Origin of the sequence: Rhizobium sp. 0TCS1.26, assembly GCF_050455525.1 — a bacterium.
Lineage (GTDB): Bacteria > Pseudomonadota > Alphaproteobacteria > Rhizobiales > Rhizobiaceae > Neorhizobium.
The window spans coordinates 1,166,412-1,186,472 of record NZ_JBCIYV010000002.1; the positions used below are offsets into that span (position 1 = coordinate 1,166,412).

A 20,061-nucleotide genomic window follows, 5' to 3' on the forward strand; every position below is an offset into this window, starting at 1 on the left:
AGTCTCAATTTCCCGCGCAGAATGGTCTGCAAATGGTGTAGTTATGGTTAATGCAACGCTTAGCCGTATGGTTAATCGCCGGGTAAGCCTTCGTCTTAGCAGCTGCCTGCCGCGTCAGTGGGCGAGCGACGCCAGTCGAAGCAGCGGCGCCTGCGGCCAGCTGAGGATGCCGCCGGCGGCAATGGCGATGGCATAGGGGATCTTCTTGGCCGACACGAGAGAGTGCGGCAGGCGCAGGCCGATGGCCATCACCGTCGTGGCGTTGGCGCGCAGCACCAGGATGGCCAGCGTCAGGATCCCGCCGGCGAAGGCGACGGTGACCATGAACGAAATGAGCGAGATGTTGTAGCCGAACCAGAGCGCCGCAGCACTCAGCAGCTTGGCATCGCCGCCACCCATGACGTTGGCGGCAAACAGGCCGAAGCAGAGGGCAAAGACGGCTAGCCCTGCCAGGATCGAAAGACCGACCTCGGGCAGGCTCATGCCGACGATCCAGCAGGCCGGGAAAAACAGCAGCACCAGCAGGACGGAAATCCAGTTCGGGATCTTCATCGTCAGCAGATCGGTGACTGCGGCTGCGCAGAGAGCTGCCTGAAACATGAGAGGCAAGAAATGTGCGATCATGCTCGTCCCTCAGGCGCCTAAAGCCGCCAGATCGGCGGCTTTAGCGATGGGCTGACATTAGTACTTGGTAGATGCCGTCGTCATCTTGCCAGAGATATTGTTGAATGTGCTGCTCAGGCTGTTGCCGAGCGTGGTGGCGCCAGCGATCAGGGCAACGGAAATCAGGGCAGCGATCAGACCGTACTCGATGGCCGTTGCACCCGATTCATCTTTCATAAAACGTGCGAAAATCTTGGACATTCTACTCTCCTACTCCGGGTTCTACTTCAGCAAGGCCGACAACTGTTGTCCGCTGTTCGGTGGTCCCAAGGTACGGCGAGGCGATTTCCATCCACTTAATAAAGCCGGTTACGAAAGTGTTAATCCCTGACAACGAACTGCAAGGTAAATGAGAAGTCTCACCGACCATTCAAATGCAAGATATGCGTCGCGCTTTCTGAGGAAATCTGAATGTAGCCCGGTTCGCAGTGGTTTCGCGATGACCAGCGGCTGCCGGAGACGCTCAGGATGGAACAGTTTGCAACCGTGAAGCCTGTGCCAAAATGGAAACATGAATAGTTTCAGGACGGTAAGGCTTCATTCACCATTCCGCTTCATGCTCTGTTTCAGAACACCCCTGCTGGAAGGTTGATCACCCATGCCCTGGACCTTGCTTGCGCGCCTGATGGCGGTCGCGACCTTGCTCCTTTCCGGGATCGCTCACGCGAACGAAGCCGGCGGTGATCTGCTGCGCGTCTACATGAACCAGGCCCGCGTACTGCGCCTGGACCGTCCCGTCAGCAAGGTGATCGTCGGAAATTCGGAAGTCGCCGACGCGACGGTCGCCGACCCGATGACAATCGTGCTGACCGGCCGCAGTTTCGGGACGACCAATCTCGTGCTTCTGGATGCGGACGGAAACGCGATCGCCGACGAGCGCATCGTCGTTTCCATCGACGAGGGAAATACCGTTCGCGTGTTCCGCCAGACGGACAGGACGGTGCTGTCGTGCACGCCGAATTGCGAGCAGCACGCTCAAACCCGTGGCGCTCCGGCCGGCAACTGACAAGTCCGGTTCACATGCCAAACTGTGCCATACAGGTGCGAATGTAACGACCCCGGAAACGGATTCTCAATACAATCGGCCTAGCGTCCGGATCTTCAAGGAGAACCGGCCCAACGATGCGCGTGGATGAGCACCATCTTGCCCCGAAGCCCGACGGCGTTGCCAGGCACGCAGCATGGCGACGGATCTGGCGTTCGCCGGACGGCGCAGCGGCGATCGAGTTCGCCATCCTGGCGATCCCCTATTTCATGATCATCTTCGCGATCATCGAGACCTTCGTCGCGTTCACCGCCGAACAGCTCGTCTCGAACGCGGTCGAGACTCTGTCCCGCCAGCTGCGAACCGGTCAGATCACCTACGCGCTGGGAAGGACGACCGATAAGACCGAGCCGCAGTTCCGCAAGATCTTCTGCGACGAGGTGTCGATCCTCATTCGCTGCTCCGAGCAGGAACTGACGACCCCGAAACTGCTCTACCTGGACGTCCGTTCCTTCGCTACCTTCGCGCAGATCCCGACCACTATCCCGCGGATGTCGACCGACACATACGCCGATCTCAACCCGGCCTCGTTCAAATACGCACCCGGCGGCCCGAAGACGATCAACATGGTGCGCGCCTACTACCGCTGGCAGATCATCACCGATCTTGTTCGGCCGTACATCACCAACATCCGCCCGAACAACGGATCGCTACCGAGCGACTTCCTGATCATCGGCACCGCCGCCTTCCAGAACGAGGATTATCCGTGATGGCGAAGGCTCCGCTCCCCCCGCCGCCGAAGCCTTCGCATCGCGGGGCAATGCTGGCCTTTCGCCGGATGCTTGACGATCGCCGCGGCATGGGCGGCGTCGAGTTTGCCATCCTGGCGCCGATCCTGATCTCGCTCTACATCACCTGCTTCGAGCTGACCATCGGCATCAGCGTCTCCAAGCGCGTGACGCGTGCCTCCGCCACCATCGCCGATCTGGTGACCCAGCAGGGCAGCGTGACGAAGGCGAGCCTGGCGACGACGGTGGATGTGGCGAAGGCGATCTTCGTCCCCTACAACAGCAGTGCCGACAAGATCTCCCTGAAGATCACCGGCATCCAGGTGGATGCCAACGGCATACCGCGGGTCGCATGGTCCTGGGACCAGGGCAATGCCCGCCCCTACCCTGCAGGCACCGTGGTCAGCGATGTGCCGGCAGAGCTGAAGGCGAACGATTCTTTCCTCGTCCGCTCGGAACTTGCCGTGCCGCATGAACTGCTGATGTTCCTTCCTGGCATCGTATCGGCGGAAACGCGGTCGATCACCATCAGCCGCAACTATTTCTATCGCCAGCGGGGGGGATCCTCCGTCGCCTGCAACGACTGTTGAGGCGAAGCCTTTGCCAAGCAGGCAAGTGGCCTATATGAGAAGCGGCTCAGCGTTCGGCTTTTCATGCTGCGGATAGCAGCTTTCTCACTCTGGGTGATCGATGGCACGCGCCTTTCTCTTCGTACTCGATTCCTTCGGCATCGGCGGTGCCCGCGATGCGGCGCGCTATGACGACCTCGGTGCCAACACGCTCGGCCATATCGCGCAGTTTTGTGCGGCGGGAGCGGCCGACCGGGCCGGTCTCAGAAGCGGCCCGTTAAAGCTGCCCAACATGTCGGCGCTCGGCCTTGTGCATGCGGCACAGATGGCCTGCGGCGAATATCCCGCCGGAATGCCCGTACCAGAACGCGTGTTCGGCCTCCACGGTGCGGCAAGCGAAGTCTCGAAAGGCAAGGACACACCGTCCGGCCATTGGGAAATTGCCGGCACGCCTGTGATGTTCGACTGGGGCTACTTTCCGAGTGAGGGCGATGCGTTTCCGCCGGACCTGATAGAGGCGATCTGTAGGGAGGCGGATCTGCCCGGCATCCTCGGCAACTGCCATGCATCCGGCACCGACATCATCGCCAGCCTCGGCGAGGAACACATCCGGAGCGGCAGGCCGATCTGCTACACCTCGACCGATTCCGTCTTTCAGATCGCCGCCCACGAGCAGCACTTCGGCCTCGACCGGCTGATTGCGCTCTGCCAGACCGTCCGCCAACTGATCGACCCGCTGAACATCGGCCGGGTGATCGCCCGGCCGTTCGTCGGCGAAACGGCCGCAACCTTCCAGCGCACCGGAAACCGTCGCGATTTTTCGGTCCTGCCGCCCGAAGCCACGCTTCTCGACCGCCTGGTCGAGGCTGGGCGCACTGTGCACGCGGTTGGCAAGATCGGCGATATCTTCGCGCACCAGGGCGTTTCGCGGGTGATCAAGGCGAATGGTAACGATGCCCTGATGGATGCCACGCTGTCAGTGCTCGACGACGCCGGCGACGGCGACCTGGTGTTCACCAACTTCGTCGATTTCGACATGCTCTATGGCCACCGGCGCGACGTGCCGGGCTATGCGGCGGCGCTTGAGACGTTCGACCGACGGCTTGCCGAGGTGCATCGCAAGATGCAGCCCGGCGACCTGATGCTGCTCACCGCCGACCATGGCTGCGATCCGACCTGGCGCGGCACGGACCACACGCGCGAGCGCGTACCGATCATGGGGTACGGGCCGGGCATTGCGCCGCGCAGCATCGGCGTCCGCGACAGCTATGCCGACATCGGCGAAACAGTCGCCGCGCATCTCCGCATTGCTCGCGGCAAGCATGGACGGAGCTTCCTGTGACACATCGCTTCCTCAAGACGGAAATCCACTGCCATATCGAAGGGGCCGCTCCACCGGCGCTCAGCCATCGGCAGGCCCTCAAGTACGGCGTGGACACCTCGTCCTTCATCGCCGACGGCGGCTATGTCTGGCGCGACTTCGCCGAGTTCATCGCCTGCTACGACAAGGTCGCTTCACTCTTCCGGACGCCGGATGATTACGCGCTGCTGACGGAAAGCTACCTGAGCGAACTTGCGGGGATCGGCACGATCTACAGCGAGATCATCGTCTCGCCCGATCACGGCGACCGCATCGGCGTCGGTGCCGACGGCTATCTTGCCGGCATCACCGATGGCATCCACGCCGCGCGCGAAAAGACCGGCATCGAGACGCGCATCATCGTCACCGGAGAGCGGCATTTTGGGCCCGATAGCGTCATCGGCGCGGCGCGCTACGCCGCACGCTGTGGAAATTCGCTCGTCACCGGCTTCAACATGGCCGGCGAGGAGCGGATGGGGCGAGTTGCCGATTATGCGCCCGCCTTCGATATCGCCCGCGATGCCGGGCTCGGCCTGACAATCCATGCGGGCGAGGTGTGCGGCGCCTTCAGCGTTGCCGACGCGCTGGACCTGGTGCGCCCGTCGCGCATCGGCCACGGGGTGCGGGCAATCGAGGATCCGGCTCTCGTCCAGCGGCTGGTGGAGACCGGTGTCGTGCTGGAGGTCTGTCCCGGCTCCAACATCGCCCTCGACGTCTTTCCCGACTTCGAGAGCCACCCCTTGCGCCAGTTGATCGAGGCCGGCGTGCGCGTCTGCATCAACTCGGACGATCCGCCTTTCTTCAGCACCTCGCTGGCGCGCGAGTACGAGATCGCCTCAGAGATCATCGGTCTTTCCGATGCGCAGATCAACGCAATGACGCGCACGGCCCTCGAGGCCGCCTTCGTCGACGAGACCACCCGCTCGGCACTGCTGTCTCGGCTGGATCGGCGCCAGGCGGCTGGGGATGATGCGTGAAAGCACCGGTTGCGGGTTGCGATGAGGCGAATTTTCCCTGAAGAAGGTAGGGAAGGCAAAGAAGAAGGCAGTTTCCCATGGACGGCGTCACAGTCATCGATCATCCGCTGGTGCAGCACAAACTCACCATCATGCGTCGCAAGGAGACCTCGACCTCGAGCTTCCGCCGGCTGCTGCGGGAAATCTCCACCCTTCTCTGCTATGAGGTGACACGCGACCTCGAGCTGACCATGGAGACGATCGAGACGCCGCTCACCGAGATGCAGTCGCCGATCCTCGAAGGCAAGAAGCTCGTCTTCGCCTCCATTTTGCGCGCCGGCAACGGCCTCCTGGAAGGCATGCTGGAGCTTGTTCCGGCGGCCCGCGTCGCGCATGTCGGCGTCTACCGGGATCACGAAACGCTGCAGGCGGTCGAATACTATTTCAAGGCGCCTGACGCACTGTCCGAGCGGCTCATCATTGTCGTCGATCCGATGCTGGCCACCGGCAATTCCTCGATCGCGGCGATCGACAAGCTGAAGGAGCGCGGCGCAAAGAACATCCGCTTCGTCTGCCTTCTCGCCGCACCGGAAGGCATCAAGAACTTCTGCGAGGCGCACCCGGACGTGCCCGTCTTCACCGCAGCGATCGACAGCCACCTCAACGAGAAGGGCTACATCATGCCCGGCCTCGGCGACGCCGGCGACCGGATGTACGGTACCAAGTAAGGCGTCGGCCGCCCGACTAAGCGACCGTTAACGACGTTCGACGGAAGCGCCCGCGCAAGGCCCGCGCGGGCGTTTTCGTTCAGGCCCCGGCGCTATGGTGGGCTCAGACCCGCCGGAGCGCCCTCATGCTGCGAATTTTCCTGATGTTCCTCGTTGCTGCGGCAGTTGCTTCGCAGATCCCGCACCTGTTCGGCCTGACGGAGATCGCCGCGGAAAGCCGGTCGTCGGGCGACCTGCCGGTGCAGGAGACGTCAATTTCCTCCGACCCCGGTCCGACCGCGAAAACCTCCGCACCCGGAAGCGTCGTTCTCGCTTCAGACGGCCGCGGCCACTTCCTCGCCGACTTCCGCCTTAACGGCAAATCCGTGGAAGGCCTCGTCGACACCGGCGCGACGTCCGTGGCGATCAACGAGAGCACAGCGCGGCGGCTGGGCTTCAGCGCCGGCACACTCGACTTCCGCTACCGCGTCAACACGGCGAACGGCGTCGCAAGGGCAGCTTCCGTGCGGCTGGAACGGGTCGAGATTGCCGGCATCCGCATTCGCGACGTAGACGCCGTGGTGCTGGAAGACAAGGCGCTTTCGGGCACCCTGATCGGCATGAGCTTCCTGAAGCGCCTATCGTCTTTCCAGGTGCAGAACGGTTCGCTGCGGCTGGTGCAATAGCTCTCAGCCGATCCTCTTCAGCACGACCGGCCGCGTTTCCGGCGGCACGTCGCTGATCGTGTAGAGCCCGGCGACGTAGCCGGCGATATGTTCCGCCAGCGCCTGGTCGGCGCCGTGCACGACAGCGATCGGCTCACCCTTCTGCACATAGGTGCCGAGCGGCAGCAGGCGATCCAGCCCGACGCGCGGATCGATCTCGTCGCTGACCTGGCGGCGACCGCCGCCGAGTTCGACAACAGCCATTCCCACGAGCCGCGTGTCGCAGCCGGCGAGGTATCCGGTCGCCAGTGCCGCGACGGCGACCGTGACTGGCGCAGCCGCCAGATGATGCCGCGGGCGCTCGACGAAATCGGCGGGGCCGCCCAGCGCATGCACCATGCGCCCGAAGGTTTCGAGCGCCCGGCCGGAGGTGATGGCACCTCGCGCCATCGACGCCCCCTCCTCCAGGGACGGTACGATCCCGGCCTGGAGCAGCATCTCGCTGGCGAAGGCGAGCGTTACGGTCTCGCTGCGCGTGCCGGCCTTGTTGCCCGACAGCACGTCGAGGCAGTGCAGTACTTCCAGAGCGTTGCCCGCTGCATCCGCCAACGGTTCGTTCATATCGGTAAGCAGGGCCGTGGTACCGAGGCCCGCGCCATTTGCCACCTCGACCAGCGATTTTGCCAATGCTTCGGCATCCTCGACACCCTGCATGAAGGCGCCGTTGCCGAACTTGACGTCGAGAACAAGGTGTTGAAGCCCTGCCGCCAGCTTCTTGGAAAGAATGGAGGCGGTGATCAGCGGGATGGCTTCGACCGTCGCGGTGACGTCACGCACGGCATAGAGCCGCTTGTCGGCCGGCGCCAGGTCGCCCGTCTGGCCAATGATTGCACATCCTACTTCGTTGACGGCCCGCCGGAACATAGCTTCGCTCGGCATCACGTCGTAGCCGGGAATGGCGCCGAGCTTGTCGAGCGTGCCGCCCGTGTGGCCAAGACCGCGGCCGGAGATCATGGGGACGGCCAGACCGCAGGCGGCAGCGATCGGCGCCAGCATCAGCGAGACATTGTCGCCGACGCCGCCGGTCGAATGCTTGTCGGAGATCGGCTTTCCGACATCCGCCCAGGACAGGACATCGCCGGAATCCCGCATGGCGAGGGTCAGCGCGATCACTTCGTCGCGCGTCATGCCACGAAAGAAGGTGGCCATGGCGAAGGCTGCGATCTGCCCCTCGGAGACGCTTCCCGCGGTCATCGCCTCGATGAAGGCGCCGATCTCGGCGGCAGGCAACTCCTCCCCGTCACGTTTGCGGCGGATGGTTTCCTGCGGGATCACGATCTCAGTATCCGGTCGATACGCGGGCCGACGGGCTGCCGCTGATCACCGCAAGGATGTCGTCCAGGAGGCTCGATGCGCCGAACCGGAAGGTCGACGGCATCAACCAGTCCCGTCCCATGATCGTTTCGGCAAGCCGCAGGTAGAGATCGGCATCCGCTACCGTCGAGATACCGCCTGCCGGCTTGAAACCCACTTTCTTGCGGCTGTCACGGATTGCCTGCAGCATGATATCGGCTGCTTCCAGCGTTGCATTGACCTGCACCTTGCCGGTCGAGGTCTTGATGAAGTCCGCACCGGCGGCGATGGCAAGGCCCGAGGCTTGGCGGATCCTGCCGCTGTCCTTCAACTCACCCGTCTCCAGGATCACCTTCAGGCACGCGTGCGGGCAGGCCGCGCGAACCGCCTCGACCATGGTCGTCACCGCGGCATCATCGCCGGCCAGGAAGGCGCGGTAGGGGATGACCAGATCGATCTCGTCGGCACCATCGGCGATAGCCGCGGTGGTTTCCGCAACGACCTGTTCCACCGGCAGATCGCCGGACGGGAAGTTGACGACCGTGGCGATGCGCACCTGATTGCCTGGACCGAGCAGGCCACGCGCCTGCGCGACGAAACGCGGCCAGATGCAGATCGCAGCGGTTGCACCCGACGGCGACTGGGCCTTGCGGCACAGCTGCTCGATCGCGGTTGCATCGCAGTCATCGCGAAGATTGGTCAGGTCCAGCAGCGACAGCGCGAACGTCGCCACTTCTCGCGGGCTCAGCAGTTCCATGGCCTTCACTCCCGGCTTGCTCGAAGTCATCATATGTAGCTCTCGATGGATAAGGCGCAACCCGCATGGCCAGACGGATACCGGCAGACGCCGAGGGTCTCGCGTCGTCGGGCCGCTCAGGCCAGTCCGGACTGGCTGAAAAGATCGCTGAGGATGGCCGCAAGACGTGCACCACCCTTAGGTGCCATCTCCTTAGTTTCCTCATGGCTCAGTTCAGCACCGGTCATGCCGGCACCGTAATTGGTGATGACCGAACAGGCGGCGACCTTGAGCCCGACATAGCGGGCCAGAATTACCTCCGGCACCGTCGACATGCCGACGGCATCGGCGCCGAGTGTGCGGGCCATGCGGATCTCCGCCGGTGTTTCGAAGCTCGGGCCGGAGAACCACATGTAGGTGCCGGTAAACAGCGGCGTGCCGGTGCGGATCGCTGCATTGCGGACGGCGACCGCCAGTTCGGCATCGTAAGCATTCGTCATCCCAACGAAACGCCGATCGCCGCCTTCGCCGATCAGCGGGTTCATGCCGGAATAATTGATGTGATCGGTGATCTGCATCACCGAGCCCGGTGGCATGTCCTGGCGCACCGAGCCTGCCGAATTGGTGAGGATCAGCGCCTGCACGCCGATGCCCTGCAGCACCTCGAGGGGAAAGCGCATCGCCGATGCGTCACCGTGCTCATAGTAATGGGCGCGGCCGGAGAGCATGATCACCGGATGTTGGCCGAGCCGCCCCGCCACCAGTTCCCCTGCATGGCCGGTCACTCCGCTCACCGGAAAGCCCGGGAGGCCGCCGTAGGAGATGCGAACGGGATCCTGCACCTGTTCGACCAGCGAGCCGAGACCGGATCCGAGCACGATCGCGTGCCGCGGCATCAGTCCGTCCAGCCGGTCCACCAGAAGATCGATGACGGTCCTCATCCGAGGATCTCGGTCTTGAAGGAGAACGGCAGCAGTTCCTCCATCGTCATGGTCTTCTGCACACCCTGGTCATCGCAGAGAAAGACCCGCGTCTGCGCATCGGCAAACTCGGCAATCTTCTGACGGCAGCCGCCGCAGGGCGGGCACAGCGCCAGCTTCTCGGCAATGACCGCCATCTCGACGATCTTCCGGCCGCCGCCCATGATCATGGCGCCGATCGCCGTCGGCTCGGCGCACCATCCTTGCGGAAACGAGAGGTTCTCGATGTTGGCGCCGGCATAGACCTTGCCGTCATCGGCGAGAATGGCCGCCCCGACCGGGAACTTCGAATAGGGCGCATAGGCCTTTTCCATCGCGGTACGGGCTGCTTCGAACAGAGTTTGCGACATCGGGTCAACGCTCCTTCGTATAGGGCACGCCGCCGGCCTTCGGCGGATGGGCAATGCCGATGAAGCCGGCAAGCAGGACGCAGGTAAGGATGTAGGGCAGCGCCTGGAAGATCTGCACCGGAACCTCGCCGATGCCGGGCACCGGCCGCCCCTGCATGAAGTTGGCAAACGCATCGAGGAAGCCGAACAACAGGCAGGCGAACATTACAGGCACCGGCTTCCACTTGGCAAAAATGAGGGCCGCGAGTGCAATGTAGCCCTTGCCCGCCGACATATCCTTGATGAAGGCCGCCGACTGGGCGATCGACAGATAGGCGCCGGCAAAGCCGCAGAGGAAGCCGGCCACAATGACGGCGCGATACCGCAGCCATGCGACCGAGATGCCGGCCGTATCGACGGCGCCCGGATTCTCACCGACAGCGCGCAGGCGCAGACCAAAGCGGGTGCGAAACAGCACCCACCAGGAGAGCGGCACGGCGGCGAAAGCCAGGTAGGTCAGAATATTGTTGCCGGAGATGACATTGGCATAGAGCGGGCCGATGAACGGCACCTCGCGCATCTGATCGGCAAACGGCAGGATGATCGGCTGGAAACGTGCCTCGCCGCCAAGCTGCGGCGTGCGGCCGCCCTGGCCGAACCACGCCTGGCCAAGCACGATCGTCAGGCCGGCGGCGATGAAGTTGAGGGCGACGCCGGAGACGATCTGGTTGCCGCGATTGGTGATCGAGGCGAAGCCGTGGATGAGCGAGAAGATGATTGAGACGGCAATGCCGCCGAGCAGGCCGAGCCACGGATTGCCGGTGATGTAGGCAAGGCAGGCGGAGGCGAAGGCGGCAGCCAGCATCTTGCCTTCCAGGCCGATGTCGAAGATGCCGGCGCGTTCGGAGAACAGGCCGGCAAGCGCTGTGAACAGAAGCGGGATCGACAGACGGATGGTCGATCCCAGAATGCTGACGAGGATGTCGAAGAAATCCATGCCGTCCTCCCTTATGCCCGCTTCAAGCGCTGGTAGAGCTGAACCATGGCCGGCCGGAACATGTATTCCAGCGCACCGGCGAACAGGATCACCAGACCCTGGATGACGACGATCATTTCACGGGTGATGTTGGGCATCTCGAAGGAGAGGTCGGCGCCGCCCTGGTAGAGGATGCCGAACAGCAGCGCCGAAAAGATGATGCCGAGCGGGTGGCTGCGACCCATGAGCGAGACGGCGATACCGACGAAGCCGGCGCCGCCAACGAATTCCACCTGCAGGCGCGCCGAGGCGCCCATCACCGGGTTGAGCGCCATCATGCCCGCCAGACCGCCGGAGATCAGCATGGCGATGATGACCGTGCGGGCATAGGGAATGCCGGCATAGATGGCCGCGGGCGGGCTGATGCCCAGCGTGCGCATCTCGAAGCCGAACTTGGTGCGCCAGATGAGCAGCCAGACGAGGAAGCACATCACCAGCGCGATCAGAAATGAGACGTTGAACGGCGCCGGGCCTAGCCTCAAGCCGAACAACGCCATCAGCCAGTCCAGCTTCGGCAATTGCCCGCCGGGCAGGAATGTCCGCGTCTCCGGCGCCATCTTGCCGGGCACGATGAAGACGTTCACCAGAAGGTAGACCATCAGCGCCGCGCCGATAAAGTTGAACATGATGGTGGTGATGACGATGTGGCTGCCGCGCTTTGCCTGCAGCCAGGCCGGGATCAGCGCCCAGCCGGCCCCGAAGACGGCCGCGCCGATCACCGCGAACGGCATCGTCACGTACCACGGCACGTAGCGATCGAGCGACAGCGCCACCAGCGCCGCACCGAGCCCGCCGACATAGGCCTGGCCTTCGGAGCCGATGTTGAACAGGCCGGCATGAAAGGCGACAGCGACCGACAGGCCGGTGAAGATGAAGCTTGTCGTGTAGAACAGCGTGAAGCCGATCGCATCGCCGCGGCCGAGCGCGCCCTCGATCAGCAGCCGCAGTGCCGCCAGCGGATCCTCGCCGATCCACCAGACGACCAGGCCCGAGATCAGGAATGCCATGACCAGGTTCAGCAACGGCAGCAGCCCGTAGCTGATCCAGTTGGGCAAGGGTACGGAAGTACTCATGAACGGTGGGTCCTCATGCGGCGATCCCCGCCATCATCAATCCGAGCGTCTGCTCGCCGGCATCGGGTGTCTTCTCACCGACGATCTTGCCGGCGAACATCACCAGGATGCGGTCGGACAGCGAGCGGATCTCGTCGAGTTCGACGGAGACCACCAGGATCGCCTTGGCGGCATCGCGCATTTCGACGATCCGGCGGTGGATGAATTCGATGGCGCCGATATCGACGCCGCGCGTGGGCTGGCCGATGATCAGCGCCTTGGGATCGCGCTCGATCTCGCGGGCGACGACGATCTTCTGCTGGTTGCCGCCGGAAAAGTTGGCGGTCTTCAACCGCGGGTTCGGCGGCCGGATGTCGTATTTGCGGATCTTCTCCTCGGCGTCGGCCTGGATCGCCTTCAGATCGAGGAATGTGCGGCCGTAGCGGGCATTGCGGTGATAGCCAAGAACCGAGTTCTCGTATTCCTCGAACTTCAGCACCAGTCCCATGTGGTGTCGGTCTTCGGGAATATGCGCAAGGCCGAGCTCGCGCAGCCGGGCCGGGTCGGCGCTGCCGATCGGCTGGCCGTCGAGCAGGATCTCGCCTGATGTCGGCTTGCGGATGCCGGCAATCGCTTCCAGCAGTTCCGACTGGCCGTTGCCGGCAACGCCTGCGATGCCGACGATCTCGCCCTCGCGCACGTCGAACGAGACGTTGTCGACCATGGTCACGCCGCGGCTGTCGCGAACCGTGAGGTTCTTGACCGAGAGCAGCACCTTGCCGGGCTTCGGCTCGCCCTTTTCGACCCGCAGCAGCACCCGCCGGCCGACCATCAGTTCGGCGAGTTCCTCGACCGTCGTTTCAGCCGTCTTGCGGGTGGCGACCATCTCGCCGCGGCGCATGACCGACACCTCGTCGGTGATGGCCATGATCTCGCGCAGCTTGTGGGTGATGAGGATGACGGTCTTGCCCTGGTCTCGCAGAACCCGCAGCACCTTGAACAGGTGATCCGCTTCGGCCGGGGTCAGAACACCGGTCGGTTCATCGAGGATCAGGATGTCGGCATTGCGGTACAGTGCCTTGAGGATTTCGACGCGCTGCTGGCGGCCGACCGGCAGTTCCTCGACGACCGCGTCCGGATCGACGTCCAGGCCATACTCGGATTCGAGCCGCTTCAGCTCGGTGCGCGCGCCGGCAACGCCCTTGGCGAGCAGCTGTCCGCCTTCGGCGCCGAGCATGATGTTTTCAAGCACGGTGAAGTTCTCAACCAGCATGAAGTGCTGATGCACCATGCCGATGCCTGCAGCGATCGCCGCCTGGCTGTCGCGGATGGCGATCTGCCTGCCGTCGACGCGGATCTCGCCGCGGTCGGCCTGGTAAAAGCCGTAGAGAATGGACATCAGGGTCGACTTGCCGGCACCGTTCTCGCCGATGATGCCGTGGATCGTCCCTTTCTCAACCTTGAGATTGATGTTCCTGTTGGCGTGGACCGTACCGAAGCTCTTGTCGATACCCACCAGTTCGATCGCGGGATGCTGGCTCACACGCTGGCCTTTCGTTTCCGGAAGCCGGACATGGAAAGGGCGTATGGCGAACCCGCCATACGCCCTCCATCGGTCTTACATCGGGCAGCTGTTGTCCGACATGTAGTCATGGACCTTGACGGTGCCGGCAATGATGTCGGCCTTGGCCTTCTCGACGGCCGCCTTCATCTCCGGGGTGATCAGCTTGGCATTGTTGTCGTCGAGCGCGTAGCTGACGCCATCCTGCGCCACGCCGTTGGCCTGCACGCCGGCGGTGAACTTGTCGGCGGCAGTATCCTTATAGGCGTTGTACACGGCGAGATCGACGCGCTTGACCATCGAGGTCAGCACCGAACCCGGGTGCAGGTGGTTCTGGTTGGAATCGACGCCGATCGACATCTTCTTGTTGTCGGCTGCCGTCTGGAGCACGCCGAGGCCGGTAGCGCCGGCTGCTGCGTAAACGACGTCGGCACCCTGGTCGATCTGGTTCTTCGTCAGCTCACCGCCGCGCACCGGATCGTTCCAGGCGGCACCGGTGGTGCCGGTCATGTTCTGCAGTACCTGGATCTTGCCGTTGGCAGCCTTGGCGCCCTGGGCATAGCCGCAGGCGAACTTGCGGATGAGCGGGATGTCCATGCCGCCGATGAAGCCGACCTTGGCGGACTTGGAGGCCATGCCGGCGAGAACGCCAACGAGGTAGGAGCCTTCCTCTTCCTTGTAGACGACCGAACGGACGTTCGGCAGATCGACGACGGAATCAACGATGACGAACTTGGTGTCGGGGAATTCGCCGGCGACCTTTTCCATGGCCGACGTCCAGGCGAAGGAGACGGCGACGACGGGGTTGAAACCCTTGGAGGCGAAATTGCGGATCGCCTGCTCGCCCTGGGTATCGCTGGTCGGCTCGAAATCGCGGTACTCGGTACCGGTTTCCTTCTTGAACTGCTCGGCGCCCTGATAGGCGGCCTCATTGAAGGATTTGTCGAACTTGCCACCGGTGCCATAGACCAGCGCCGGCTTGATATCAGCCGCCAGCGCCGTGGTCGAAAGCGCCGCCATGGCAATGAGAGTCAAAACGGATTTCTTCATCGTGCAGCCCTGTTCTTGCTATTCATCGTGGGTCCCCCCGCACGCCCGCTGGGCATGTCTGCGGTTGCCAGTATCCTATCTTTATGCCTGGCTGGAGGCCATCCTTGCATGGCTTGGCCGGAAATTCACCAGAAATTTTTCGGCCGGTGCGAAAGCGGACGGTCGCCCGGAAACCTGCACAAAAAGAGCCGCGGATCTGCACAAATCCGCGGCTCTTCGAACTCGCTTTGAACGGTCAGCCGCCGATCGGGCAGCTGACGCCGGTTCCCCGCAGCCCGCAATAGCCGCCGGGGTTCTTGGCCAAATACTGCTGATGGTAATCCTCGGCGTAGAAGAACTCTTCCGCCGGGGCAATTTCGGTGGTGATCTCGGTCTTCCGGCCAGCGCCCGCAAGCGCCTGCTGGAACGCGTCACGCGCAGCTTGCGCCGCCTTCAACTGTTCCGGCGTCGTCGTGTAGATGGCCGAGCGATAGGTGGTGCCGACGTCGTTCCCCTGGCGCATCCCCTGCGTCGGATCGTGCTCCTCGAAGAACACCTTCAGCAGCGCCTCATAGCTGACGATGGCGGGATCGAAGACCACCTTGACGATCTCGGCATGGCCGGTCATGCCGGTGGTCGTCTCGTGATAGGTCGGGTTCGGCGTCAGGCCCCCCTGGTAACCGACGGCCGTGACCCAGACGCCGGGAATGGTCCAGAACAGCCGCTCGGCGCCCCAGAAGCACCCCATGCCGAGATAGGCGACATGCATGTTGTCGGGATAGGGTCCCTTCAGCGGGTTGCCGTTGACGAAGTGAAGCTCGGATGTCGGCAGCGGCTCGGCGCGCCCTGGAAGCGCCGTATCCGGCTTCGGCATCACGGTCTTCTTGTTGAACATGTCGATCAGGAACATCTGCGTCTCCTCGGTTGGGCCGGCGGCAATCGGTATGGTCGATCAGGCGAGCACGCCGTACGGCCTTGGACGCCGATATCCCATCATCCAGAACAGCAGGGAAAATCCCAGCAGAACGGCGAAGGCAGGCTGTGCAAGGATGACGGCAGCGCCGCTGCGCCAGGCTTCCGGGTGAATATAGTGTTCGACCCAGGCTTTCACCAGATCCAGGCTGGCGGGACTGATCGCCGCCCAGTCGTCGCCGAAGCTGGTAAAGGCGACCGACGAAGAGGAGACCGAGACGATCGAATCGACCGTGCCCGCGGCAATCGCGGACATCAGGGACAGGAGACTGAGGAACCGCAACAAGAATGCCATGGACGCCGCCCTATCTCCACGCGGATTAACAAAGTCTGAACCAGCTGTGAGCCGATCCGGCAATCTTGATCGGCGGCGCGGCCTGCGCAAGGGGGTCTAAGGCCGCCGGCCAGGAATCTTTCAGATTCCGGTTGATCCGTTCAAGTTCATCGGTATATACCCGCCCCGATCCCTGCTTCGCGGCAATCAGCGGCGCGGTGGTTTCAAGGACAGGTGGCCGAGTGGTTGAAGGCGCACGCCTGGAAAGTGTGTATACGTGAGAGCGTATCGCGGGTTCGAATCCCGCTCTGTCCGCCATATTCCTCCCTAAGCCACTGATTAATAGTTAGATTTTTGGGACGCGCGTTCTCGGCCCATCACGCAGCCCATCAGCTCATTTTTCTGTTACCTGTGGAAATTGATGATGGCCCCTGTTGCCACATGAGTGCTCTTTGATACTCATGTGGCACATCTGGTGGGCATCACCGAGATGGAATCAATCTGAAGTCTGCGCAGGAGTGCTAGCTTCCCAAGTTCCGCCAATGGCGGAGAAAGGGAACAGCATGCGCAAGCGTCCGGCTGCACACCCCCCCGAGAACATCCAAACGCCGCCCGGTCCTCAGACCGGTCCGGTAGTAAATGATTACGCCATTCGCTCAGGAAAGGTTGATCCTCGCATCGATGAAGCGTGGCTGGCTGATCTTGTCGTTCAGGCCGTATCGCAGGTATTGCGAGGCCACGTTTCCGCTCAAAGCCCGCTCCGCCACCTCGTCGACACTGCAATTACTCCAGCAAAGCCGGAGCAGCTTCTTACCGACAAAAAATTGGCAGAGCTTTTCAGCGTCACCAAGCAGACCATCTGGCGCTGGAACAAAACGTCCGAGGAATTCCCCAAGCCTTTGAAGATCGAGAAGGGGTCGACCCGCTGGCTGGCCAGCGAAATTGTTGCCTATCAGACCCGTCTGGCGGACGCGCGCGATGAGCCGTAAGTCGCGCCGCCGTAATCTTCACAGCGATCGCCTCGCAAAGATCAACCGCTTCTACTCTCCTGACGAGGTGCAAGAGCTATACGGCATTTGTCGCAACACGTTGGGAAACTGGGTCCGGACCGGTCTGAAGCACTTCGAGAAGGACAAGCGTCGGTTGTTTCGTGGCGATCAGCTGAACCATTTCCATCGAGACCGTCGTCAACGACGTAAGTCTCCGTGTGGTGCATATGAAATCTATTGCGTCTCATGTGGCAACAAGCACTCGCTCTTGGTGGGAGGGGTGACCGCCGAACATGGTCGACAGCGAGTCCGCGTTGAGATGGCGTGCCCGGAGGGCAGTGGCCGTGCCAGCAAGTGGATCAAGTCTGATGCGTGGGCCGATATCCAAGCCGAAGCAATGCACAATCCCGATAGCGAGTAGCAAGGCTAATATGATTGTCCGGTTCCTATTGGGATTGGGCAAAAACGCTTGATTGCAGGCTTCGGGCAAATCCTGCCGTCTACCGCTGCGGGTGACACCTCTTTTGTACCGAAATTAGCACCCGAAACCCCTTCTTCCACCGTTTGCGGTGCAGATAACCTTCATACAATCAGTAACCAGAAGCCATCCGAGACCAAATGACATCTCATCAAAACGCATTCGCTATCTACGACTATCAGAAATACCTCAATGAAGCCCGCGGACTGCACGAGGCGACAATTGACGCGGCCTCACGGTATATTCGTCAATTCGAAGACTTCACAGGTGGCATCGACTTCGCGCGCGTCAGCCGAACGCAGATCATCTCATTTAAGGAGTCCATTCGGCAGAAGGCCGAAGACGAGAACTGCTTGTCTCCCTCAACCGTTGTTCATAGCCTGCGCGCTCTTGGAGCTTTTTTCAGCTGGCTTGTGACGCGGCCGGAGTATGGCAAGCTGGCGCGCGACTTGCCCGACTATTTCACACCTTCCAAACGTCTAGTCAAAATCGCTAATGCGCCAACTGACAAATACGTACCGTCGGTGGACGAGATACGGAAGCTAATTGCCGCATCTCCTCGGGATACGCTTCTGCAGCGGCGCGACCGAGCCATTATCGCCTTTCTGTATCTGACAGGCGTTCGCAACGGAGCGCTCGTCACGCTCAGGTTGAAACATGTCGATACAGCGCAGAAGCTGGTTTTCCAGGACGCGCGGGAGGTGGCAACTAAAGCCAGTAAAACGATGAGAACCGCATGGTTTCCTGTTGGAGAGGATTTCGAAGAAATTGTCATCAACTGGGTGGCGGAACTTCGTGGCATAGCTGCAAAGGAAGATGTCCCTCTGTTCCCCCGAGGCTTCCGCAAGGAGTGGGGTGCATCGAAAGATGAGTGTTTCGAGTTCTTGAGCTCAACAGACCCCGTGCGGAAGATCATAAAGGCGGCTGCCGCTGTTGCAGAAACCGTTTACTTCCGTCCCCATGCGATCCGGGCGACCATTGGTCGGAATATCGAACGTTGGGGTGCGACCGCCGAGGAGCGGAAAGCACTCAGCCAGAACCTCGGGCACGAACGGTATGTTACGACGCGCGAGTTCTACGGTGCCCTGCCTGAGGATCAACAACATGCACTAATCGCAAACATTCGCGATCGTGGCGAAGTGGATCCCCAACATGACATTCTGCAACCCTTCGCGAGAGCTCCAGAAAATATCCGAACGGCTCTGATTGAAATATTGAAGCCGTACCGTTGATCGCCATCGATGCCACCGCGATGGCATGAGGCCAGCCAGCGGTGGCAGCTTATCTATAGTGGAGCGCCGCAGTTGCTCTCGTCAGCAGCTGCGGCGTCCGTTGAGCGGCACGCCAGCCCGCAGAACACCACTTGTGAGATAAAGGATCCAAGCCTCTGTCAGGTTCGATGCCCCGCGCCGAAGAGTATGACCGCAAGAGCCGGATTGCCTCGGCCGGCTATGACGCCTGCCATGAACTATCGCCTGAATGTTGTCGGCTGCTCTTGCACGGGAAAGCGCCAAATTTCTGGTGGGAGGACCGGGGGAACCGCTGGCGAGATCATCTCCGCCACACGGCTTGAGCCTCGATAGACATCGTTGCTCTCGATTCTTCGGAGCGGATGCTGGAGGTGGAGCGAACCCACCTTGTGGACGAGGGATCGTCGATCGTGTGGAGATAATTCTCGATACCCTCCGTGATCTGACTTCCTCCGCATCCTTTGACGCCGCCATCATGATTGGCGTGTTGCACCCCCTGTCTGGAGGCGCCGCGACTACGGGTTCCACCCCCCAGCTCATGGCGGCCTGGGCGGCACGCTGGCGAATGCCGGTCCTAAACCTGAAGAGGTTCGGGCGAAGATGGCCAAGACCCTCCAAGGGGCGGAGCCGCCCCGTTCGGAGCAGAAGTCATTTCGCTGCTTAGCGCTGCCAGATTTGACGAGCCACTCCCGTTCTTCGCAAGCCTGGTCTGGGCGGCGTGGCTGACCCGCCGCGCTTAGATAACTCCCAACACGATCATTGCCCGTCTGCCTCCGGTTGCGATCCAATCGACAGTGATGTTCCCTTACCATCGGTGGCGCTGAACCCGCGCGAGATGTCATATATGGTGCAAAGCTGCTCTATTGAATTGTCAGAGGGGGGCCATTCGCCTATACGTCTCCGTGTTGTCCCAGGGAGAAGGGATCTCGCTCAGGCGAGAGGAGTGCTGGGCCCGGCACGGCCCGACAACCTTCCGTTAGTTATTCAGCTAACCGGATTATGGAGCTGTTCAACTTCGGCCCGCTGACCAGTCATGTAGCGGTGCAGAGGAACGGTGTCTGTCCTGGCGTTCCTGCCGATGATCCCCATCGGCGCCGATGGGGATCACCCCGGCCCGTTTCCAGGTTCTCTTTACAGGGAAAAGGCGGAATCCGAAATGGCGCTACCGCTGGCCGAGGCCGCTGGTAGCTTTAAGGTGTTGAGCTTGCTGATCGGCTACCGGTGAGGGAGGCCGCGGTGGTTATCGGTTGCGGATTTCGGCGTCTGGTTGTTTCGCTTTCGCCTTCCGCGTCCTCCACGGCACTGATGAAGAGCGCTCAGTGCCTCATC

General features: G+C 62.1%; 23 protein-coding genes and 1 tRNA gene. 12 read left to right on the forward strand and 12 right to left on the reverse strand.

Annotation, left to right across the window (positions count from 1 at the left end; genetic code table 11):
• Nucleotides 1-114: 114 nt before the first annotated feature.
• Both AAIH46_RS12925 and AAIH46_RS12930 read right to left on the reverse strand, forming a co-directional pair.
• The gene (locus AAIH46_RS12925; protein ID WP_430306273.1) at nt 115-624 is read right to left on the reverse strand and encodes an A24 family peptidase; all 510 of its coding nucleotides are present in this window, start codon (nt 622-624) and stop codon (nt 115-117) included.
• A 57-nt stretch (nt 625-681) separates the two neighbouring features.
• Nucleotides 682-864, reverse strand: coding sequence for a Flp family type IVb pilin (locus tag AAIH46_RS12930; protein ID WP_430306274.1), 183 nt, complete (start codon nt 862-864; stop codon nt 682-684).
• A gap of 424 nt (nt 865-1,288) precedes the next feature.
• Here AAIH46_RS12930 and AAIH46_RS12935 point away from each other — a divergent pair, with 424 nt between their 5' ends.
• The 7 genes from AAIH46_RS12935 (at nt 1,289) to AAIH46_RS12965 (ending at nt 6,714) form a co-directional block, all read left to right on the forward strand.
• Nucleotides 1,289-1,669 (forward strand): pilus assembly protein N-terminal domain-containing protein, encoded by a 381-nt coding sequence (locus AAIH46_RS12935; RefSeq protein ID WP_430306563.1) that lies wholly within the window; start codon nt 1,289-1,291, stop codon nt 1,667-1,669.
• Between the two features lie 116 nt (nt 1,670-1,785).
• A complete protein-coding gene (locus AAIH46_RS12940) occupies nt 1,786-2,418 on the forward strand; it encodes a TadE/TadG family type IV pilus assembly protein (protein WP_430306276.1) in 633 nt (210 codons plus the stop codon).
• Nucleotides 2,418-3,026 carry a TadE/TadG family type IV pilus assembly protein gene (locus AAIH46_RS12945; protein WP_430306277.1) on the forward strand — a complete coding sequence of 203 codons (609 nt, stop codon included), beginning with the start codon at nt 2,418-2,420 and terminating at the stop codon, nt 3,024-3,026. Before AAIH46_RS12940 ends, AAIH46_RS12945 begins: the two co-directional genes overlap by 1 nt.
• 100 nt (nt 3,027-3,126) lie before the next feature.
• On the forward strand, nt 3,127-4,347 hold the full coding sequence (locus AAIH46_RS12950; RefSeq protein WP_430306278.1) for a phosphopentomutase: 1,221 nt from the start codon (nt 3,127-3,129) through the stop codon (nt 4,345-4,347).
• Nucleotides 4,344-5,342, forward strand: a complete 999-nt coding sequence (locus tag AAIH46_RS12955; RefSeq protein WP_430306279.1) for an adenosine deaminase — start codon at nt 4,344-4,346, stop codon at nt 5,340-5,342. The genes AAIH46_RS12950 and AAIH46_RS12955 overlap by 4 nt, the downstream gene beginning before the upstream one ends.
• A gap of 77 nt (nt 5,343-5,419) precedes the next feature.
• Complete coding sequence (upp, locus tag AAIH46_RS12960) at nt 5,420-6,049, forward strand: uracil phosphoribosyltransferase (protein ID WP_430306280.1); 630 nt, start codon at nt 5,420-5,422, stop codon at nt 6,047-6,049.
• 125 nt (nt 6,050-6,174) lie between these two features.
• Nucleotides 6,175-6,714: a TIGR02281 family clan AA aspartic protease gene (locus AAIH46_RS12965; RefSeq protein ID WP_430306281.1), complete on the forward strand. Its 540-nt coding sequence runs from the start codon at nt 6,175-6,177 to the stop codon at nt 6,712-6,714.
• Between the two features lie 3 nt (nt 6,715-6,717).
• On the opposite strand, the gene deoA is transcribed toward AAIH46_RS12965, so the two are convergent.
• The 10 genes from deoA to AAIH46_RS13015 form a co-directional block, all read right to left on the reverse strand.
• Nucleotides 6,718-8,028, reverse strand: a complete 1,311-nt coding sequence (deoA, locus tag AAIH46_RS12970; RefSeq protein WP_430306282.1) for a thymidine phosphorylase — start codon at nt 8,026-8,028, stop codon at nt 6,718-6,720.
• A gap of 4 nt (nt 8,029-8,032) precedes the next feature.
• Complete coding sequence (gene deoC, locus AAIH46_RS12975; RefSeq protein ID WP_430306564.1) at nt 8,033-8,803, reverse strand: deoxyribose-phosphate aldolase; 771 nt, start codon at nt 8,801-8,803, stop codon at nt 8,033-8,035.
• A 116-nt stretch (nt 8,804-8,919) separates the two neighbouring features.
• The gene (locus AAIH46_RS12980; protein WP_430306283.1) at nt 8,920-9,723 is read right to left on the reverse strand and encodes a purine-nucleoside phosphorylase; all 804 of its coding nucleotides are present in this window, start codon (nt 9,721-9,723) and stop codon (nt 8,920-8,922) included.
• The gene (locus AAIH46_RS12985; protein ID WP_430306285.1) at nt 9,720-10,112 is read right to left on the reverse strand and encodes a cytidine deaminase; all 393 of its coding nucleotides are present in this window, start codon (nt 10,110-10,112) and stop codon (nt 9,720-9,722) included. Before AAIH46_RS12985 ends, AAIH46_RS12980 begins: the two co-directional genes overlap by 4 nt.
• Before the next feature lie 4 nt (nt 10,113-10,116).
• Entirely contained in the window at nt 10,117-11,088 is a 972-nt protein-coding gene (locus AAIH46_RS12990; protein ID WP_430306286.1) for an ABC transporter permease, read from the reverse strand.
• A gap of 11 nt (nt 11,089-11,099) precedes the next feature.
• Entirely contained in the window at nt 11,100-12,200 is a 1,101-nt protein-coding gene (locus AAIH46_RS12995) for an ABC transporter permease (RefSeq protein WP_430306287.1), read from the reverse strand.
• A gap of 13 nt (nt 12,201-12,213) precedes the next feature.
• Entirely contained in the window at nt 12,214-13,722 is a 1,509-nt protein-coding gene (locus tag AAIH46_RS13000; protein WP_430306288.1) for an ABC transporter ATP-binding protein, read from the reverse strand.
• 75 nt (nt 13,723-13,797) lie between these two features.
• Complete coding sequence (locus AAIH46_RS13005; RefSeq protein WP_430306289.1) at nt 13,798-14,790, reverse strand: BMP family lipoprotein; 993 nt, start codon at nt 14,788-14,790, stop codon at nt 13,798-13,800.
• A gap of 235 nt (nt 14,791-15,025) precedes the next feature.
• Nucleotides 15,026-15,679, reverse strand: a complete 654-nt coding sequence (msrA, locus tag AAIH46_RS13010) for a peptide-methionine (S)-S-oxide reductase MsrA (RefSeq protein WP_430306290.1) — start codon at nt 15,677-15,679, stop codon at nt 15,026-15,028.
• Between the two features lie 42 nt (nt 15,680-15,721).
• The gene (locus tag AAIH46_RS13015; RefSeq protein ID WP_430306291.1) at nt 15,722-16,036 is read right to left on the reverse strand and encodes a hypothetical protein; all 315 of its coding nucleotides are present in this window, start codon (nt 16,034-16,036) and stop codon (nt 15,722-15,724) included.
• A 207-nt stretch (nt 16,037-16,243) separates the two neighbouring features.
• On the opposite strand from AAIH46_RS13015, the gene AAIH46_RS13020 reads away from it, so the two are divergent.
• The 5 genes from AAIH46_RS13020 (at nt 16,244) to AAIH46_RS13040 (ending at nt 19,957) form a co-directional block, all read left to right on the forward strand.
• Nucleotides 16,244-16,333 (forward strand) — tRNA-Ser (locus AAIH46_RS13020).
• Between the two features lie 245 nt (nt 16,334-16,578).
• On the forward strand, nt 16,579-17,004 hold the full coding sequence (locus tag AAIH46_RS13025) for a helix-turn-helix transcriptional regulator (RefSeq protein WP_430306292.1): 426 nt from the start codon (nt 16,579-16,581) through the stop codon (nt 17,002-17,004).
• On the forward strand, nt 16,994-17,425 hold the full coding sequence (locus AAIH46_RS13030) for a helix-turn-helix domain-containing protein (protein WP_430306293.1): 432 nt from the start codon (nt 16,994-16,996) through the stop codon (nt 17,423-17,425). Before AAIH46_RS13025 ends, AAIH46_RS13030 begins: the two co-directional genes overlap by 11 nt.
• A gap of 197 nt (nt 17,426-17,622) precedes the next feature.
• Nucleotides 17,623-18,714 (forward strand): tyrosine-type recombinase/integrase, encoded by a 1,092-nt coding sequence (locus AAIH46_RS13035; RefSeq protein WP_430306294.1) that lies wholly within the window; start codon nt 17,623-17,625, stop codon nt 18,712-18,714.
• Between the two features lie 1,072 nt (nt 18,715-19,786).
• On the forward strand, nt 19,787-19,957 hold the full coding sequence (locus AAIH46_RS13040; RefSeq protein WP_430306295.1) for a hypothetical protein: 171 nt from the start codon (nt 19,787-19,789) through the stop codon (nt 19,955-19,957).
• Nucleotides 19,958-20,061: the final 104 nt, after the last annotated feature.

Excerpts from the sequence above, each read along its gene's own strand:
- AAIH46_RS12930 (WP_430306274.1), bottom strand. The coding sequence starts at position 864 with ATGTCCAAGATTTTCGCACGTTTTATGAAAGATGAATCGGGTGCAACG.
- AAIH46_RS12985 (WP_430306285.1), bottom strand. The coding sequence starts at position 10,112 with ATGTCGCAAACTCTGTTCGAAGCAGCCCGTACCGCGATGGAAAAGGCC.
- AAIH46_RS13025 (WP_430306292.1), top strand. The coding sequence starts at position 16,579 with ATGCGCAAGCGTCCGGCTGCACACCCCCCCGAGAACATCCAAACGCCG.
- AAIH46_RS12925 (WP_430306273.1), bottom strand. The coding sequence starts at position 624 with ATGATCGCACATTTCTTGCCTCTCATGTTTCAGGCAGCTCTCTGCGCA.
- AAIH46_RS13015 (WP_430306291.1), bottom strand. The coding sequence starts at position 16,036 with ATGGCATTCTTGTTGCGGTTCCTCAGTCTCCTGTCCCTGATGTCCGCG.
- AAIH46_RS13030 (WP_430306293.1), top strand. The coding sequence starts at position 16,994 with ATGAGCCGTAAGTCGCGCCGCCGTAATCTTCACAGCGATCGCCTCGCA.
- AAIH46_RS12995 (WP_430306287.1), bottom strand. The coding sequence starts at position 12,200 with ATGAGTACTTCCGTACCCTTGCCCAACTGGATCAGCTACGGGCTGCTG.
- msrA (WP_430306290.1), bottom strand. The coding sequence starts at position 15,679 with ATGTTCCTGATCGACATGTTCAACAAGAAGACCGTGATGCCGAAGCCG.
- AAIH46_RS12965 (WP_430306281.1), top strand. The coding sequence starts at position 6,175 with ATGCTGCGAATTTTCCTGATGTTCCTCGTTGCTGCGGCAGTTGCTTCG.
- AAIH46_RS12935 (WP_430306563.1), top strand. The coding sequence starts at position 1,289 with ATGGCGGTCGCGACCTTGCTCCTTTCCGGGATCGCTCACGCGAACGAA.
- upp (WP_430306280.1), top strand. The coding sequence starts at position 5,420 with ATGGACGGCGTCACAGTCATCGATCATCCGCTGGTGCAGCACAAACTC.
- deoC (WP_430306564.1), bottom strand. The coding sequence starts at position 8,803 with ATGGAACTGCTGAGCCCGCGAGAAGTGGCGACGTTCGCGCTGTCGCTG.
- AAIH46_RS12945 (WP_430306277.1), top strand. The coding sequence starts at position 2,418 with ATGGCGAAGGCTCCGCTCCCCCCGCCGCCGAAGCCTTCGCATCGCGGG.
- AAIH46_RS13005 (WP_430306289.1), bottom strand. The coding sequence starts at position 14,790 with ATGAAGAAATCCGTTTTGACTCTCATTGCCATGGCGGCGCTTTCGACC.
- AAIH46_RS13035 (WP_430306294.1), top strand. The coding sequence starts at position 17,623 with ATGACATCTCATCAAAACGCATTCGCTATCTACGACTATCAGAAATAC.
- AAIH46_RS12980 (WP_430306283.1), bottom strand. The coding sequence starts at position 9,723 with ATGAGGACCGTCATCGATCTTCTGGTGGACCGGCTGGACGGACTGATG.
- AAIH46_RS12990 (WP_430306286.1), bottom strand. The coding sequence starts at position 11,088 with ATGGATTTCTTCGACATCCTCGTCAGCATTCTGGGATCGACCATCCGT.
- AAIH46_RS12950 (WP_430306278.1), top strand. The coding sequence starts at position 3,127 with ATGGCACGCGCCTTTCTCTTCGTACTCGATTCCTTCGGCATCGGCGGT.
- AAIH46_RS12940 (WP_430306276.1), top strand. The coding sequence starts at position 1,786 with ATGCGCGTGGATGAGCACCATCTTGCCCCGAAGCCCGACGGCGTTGCC.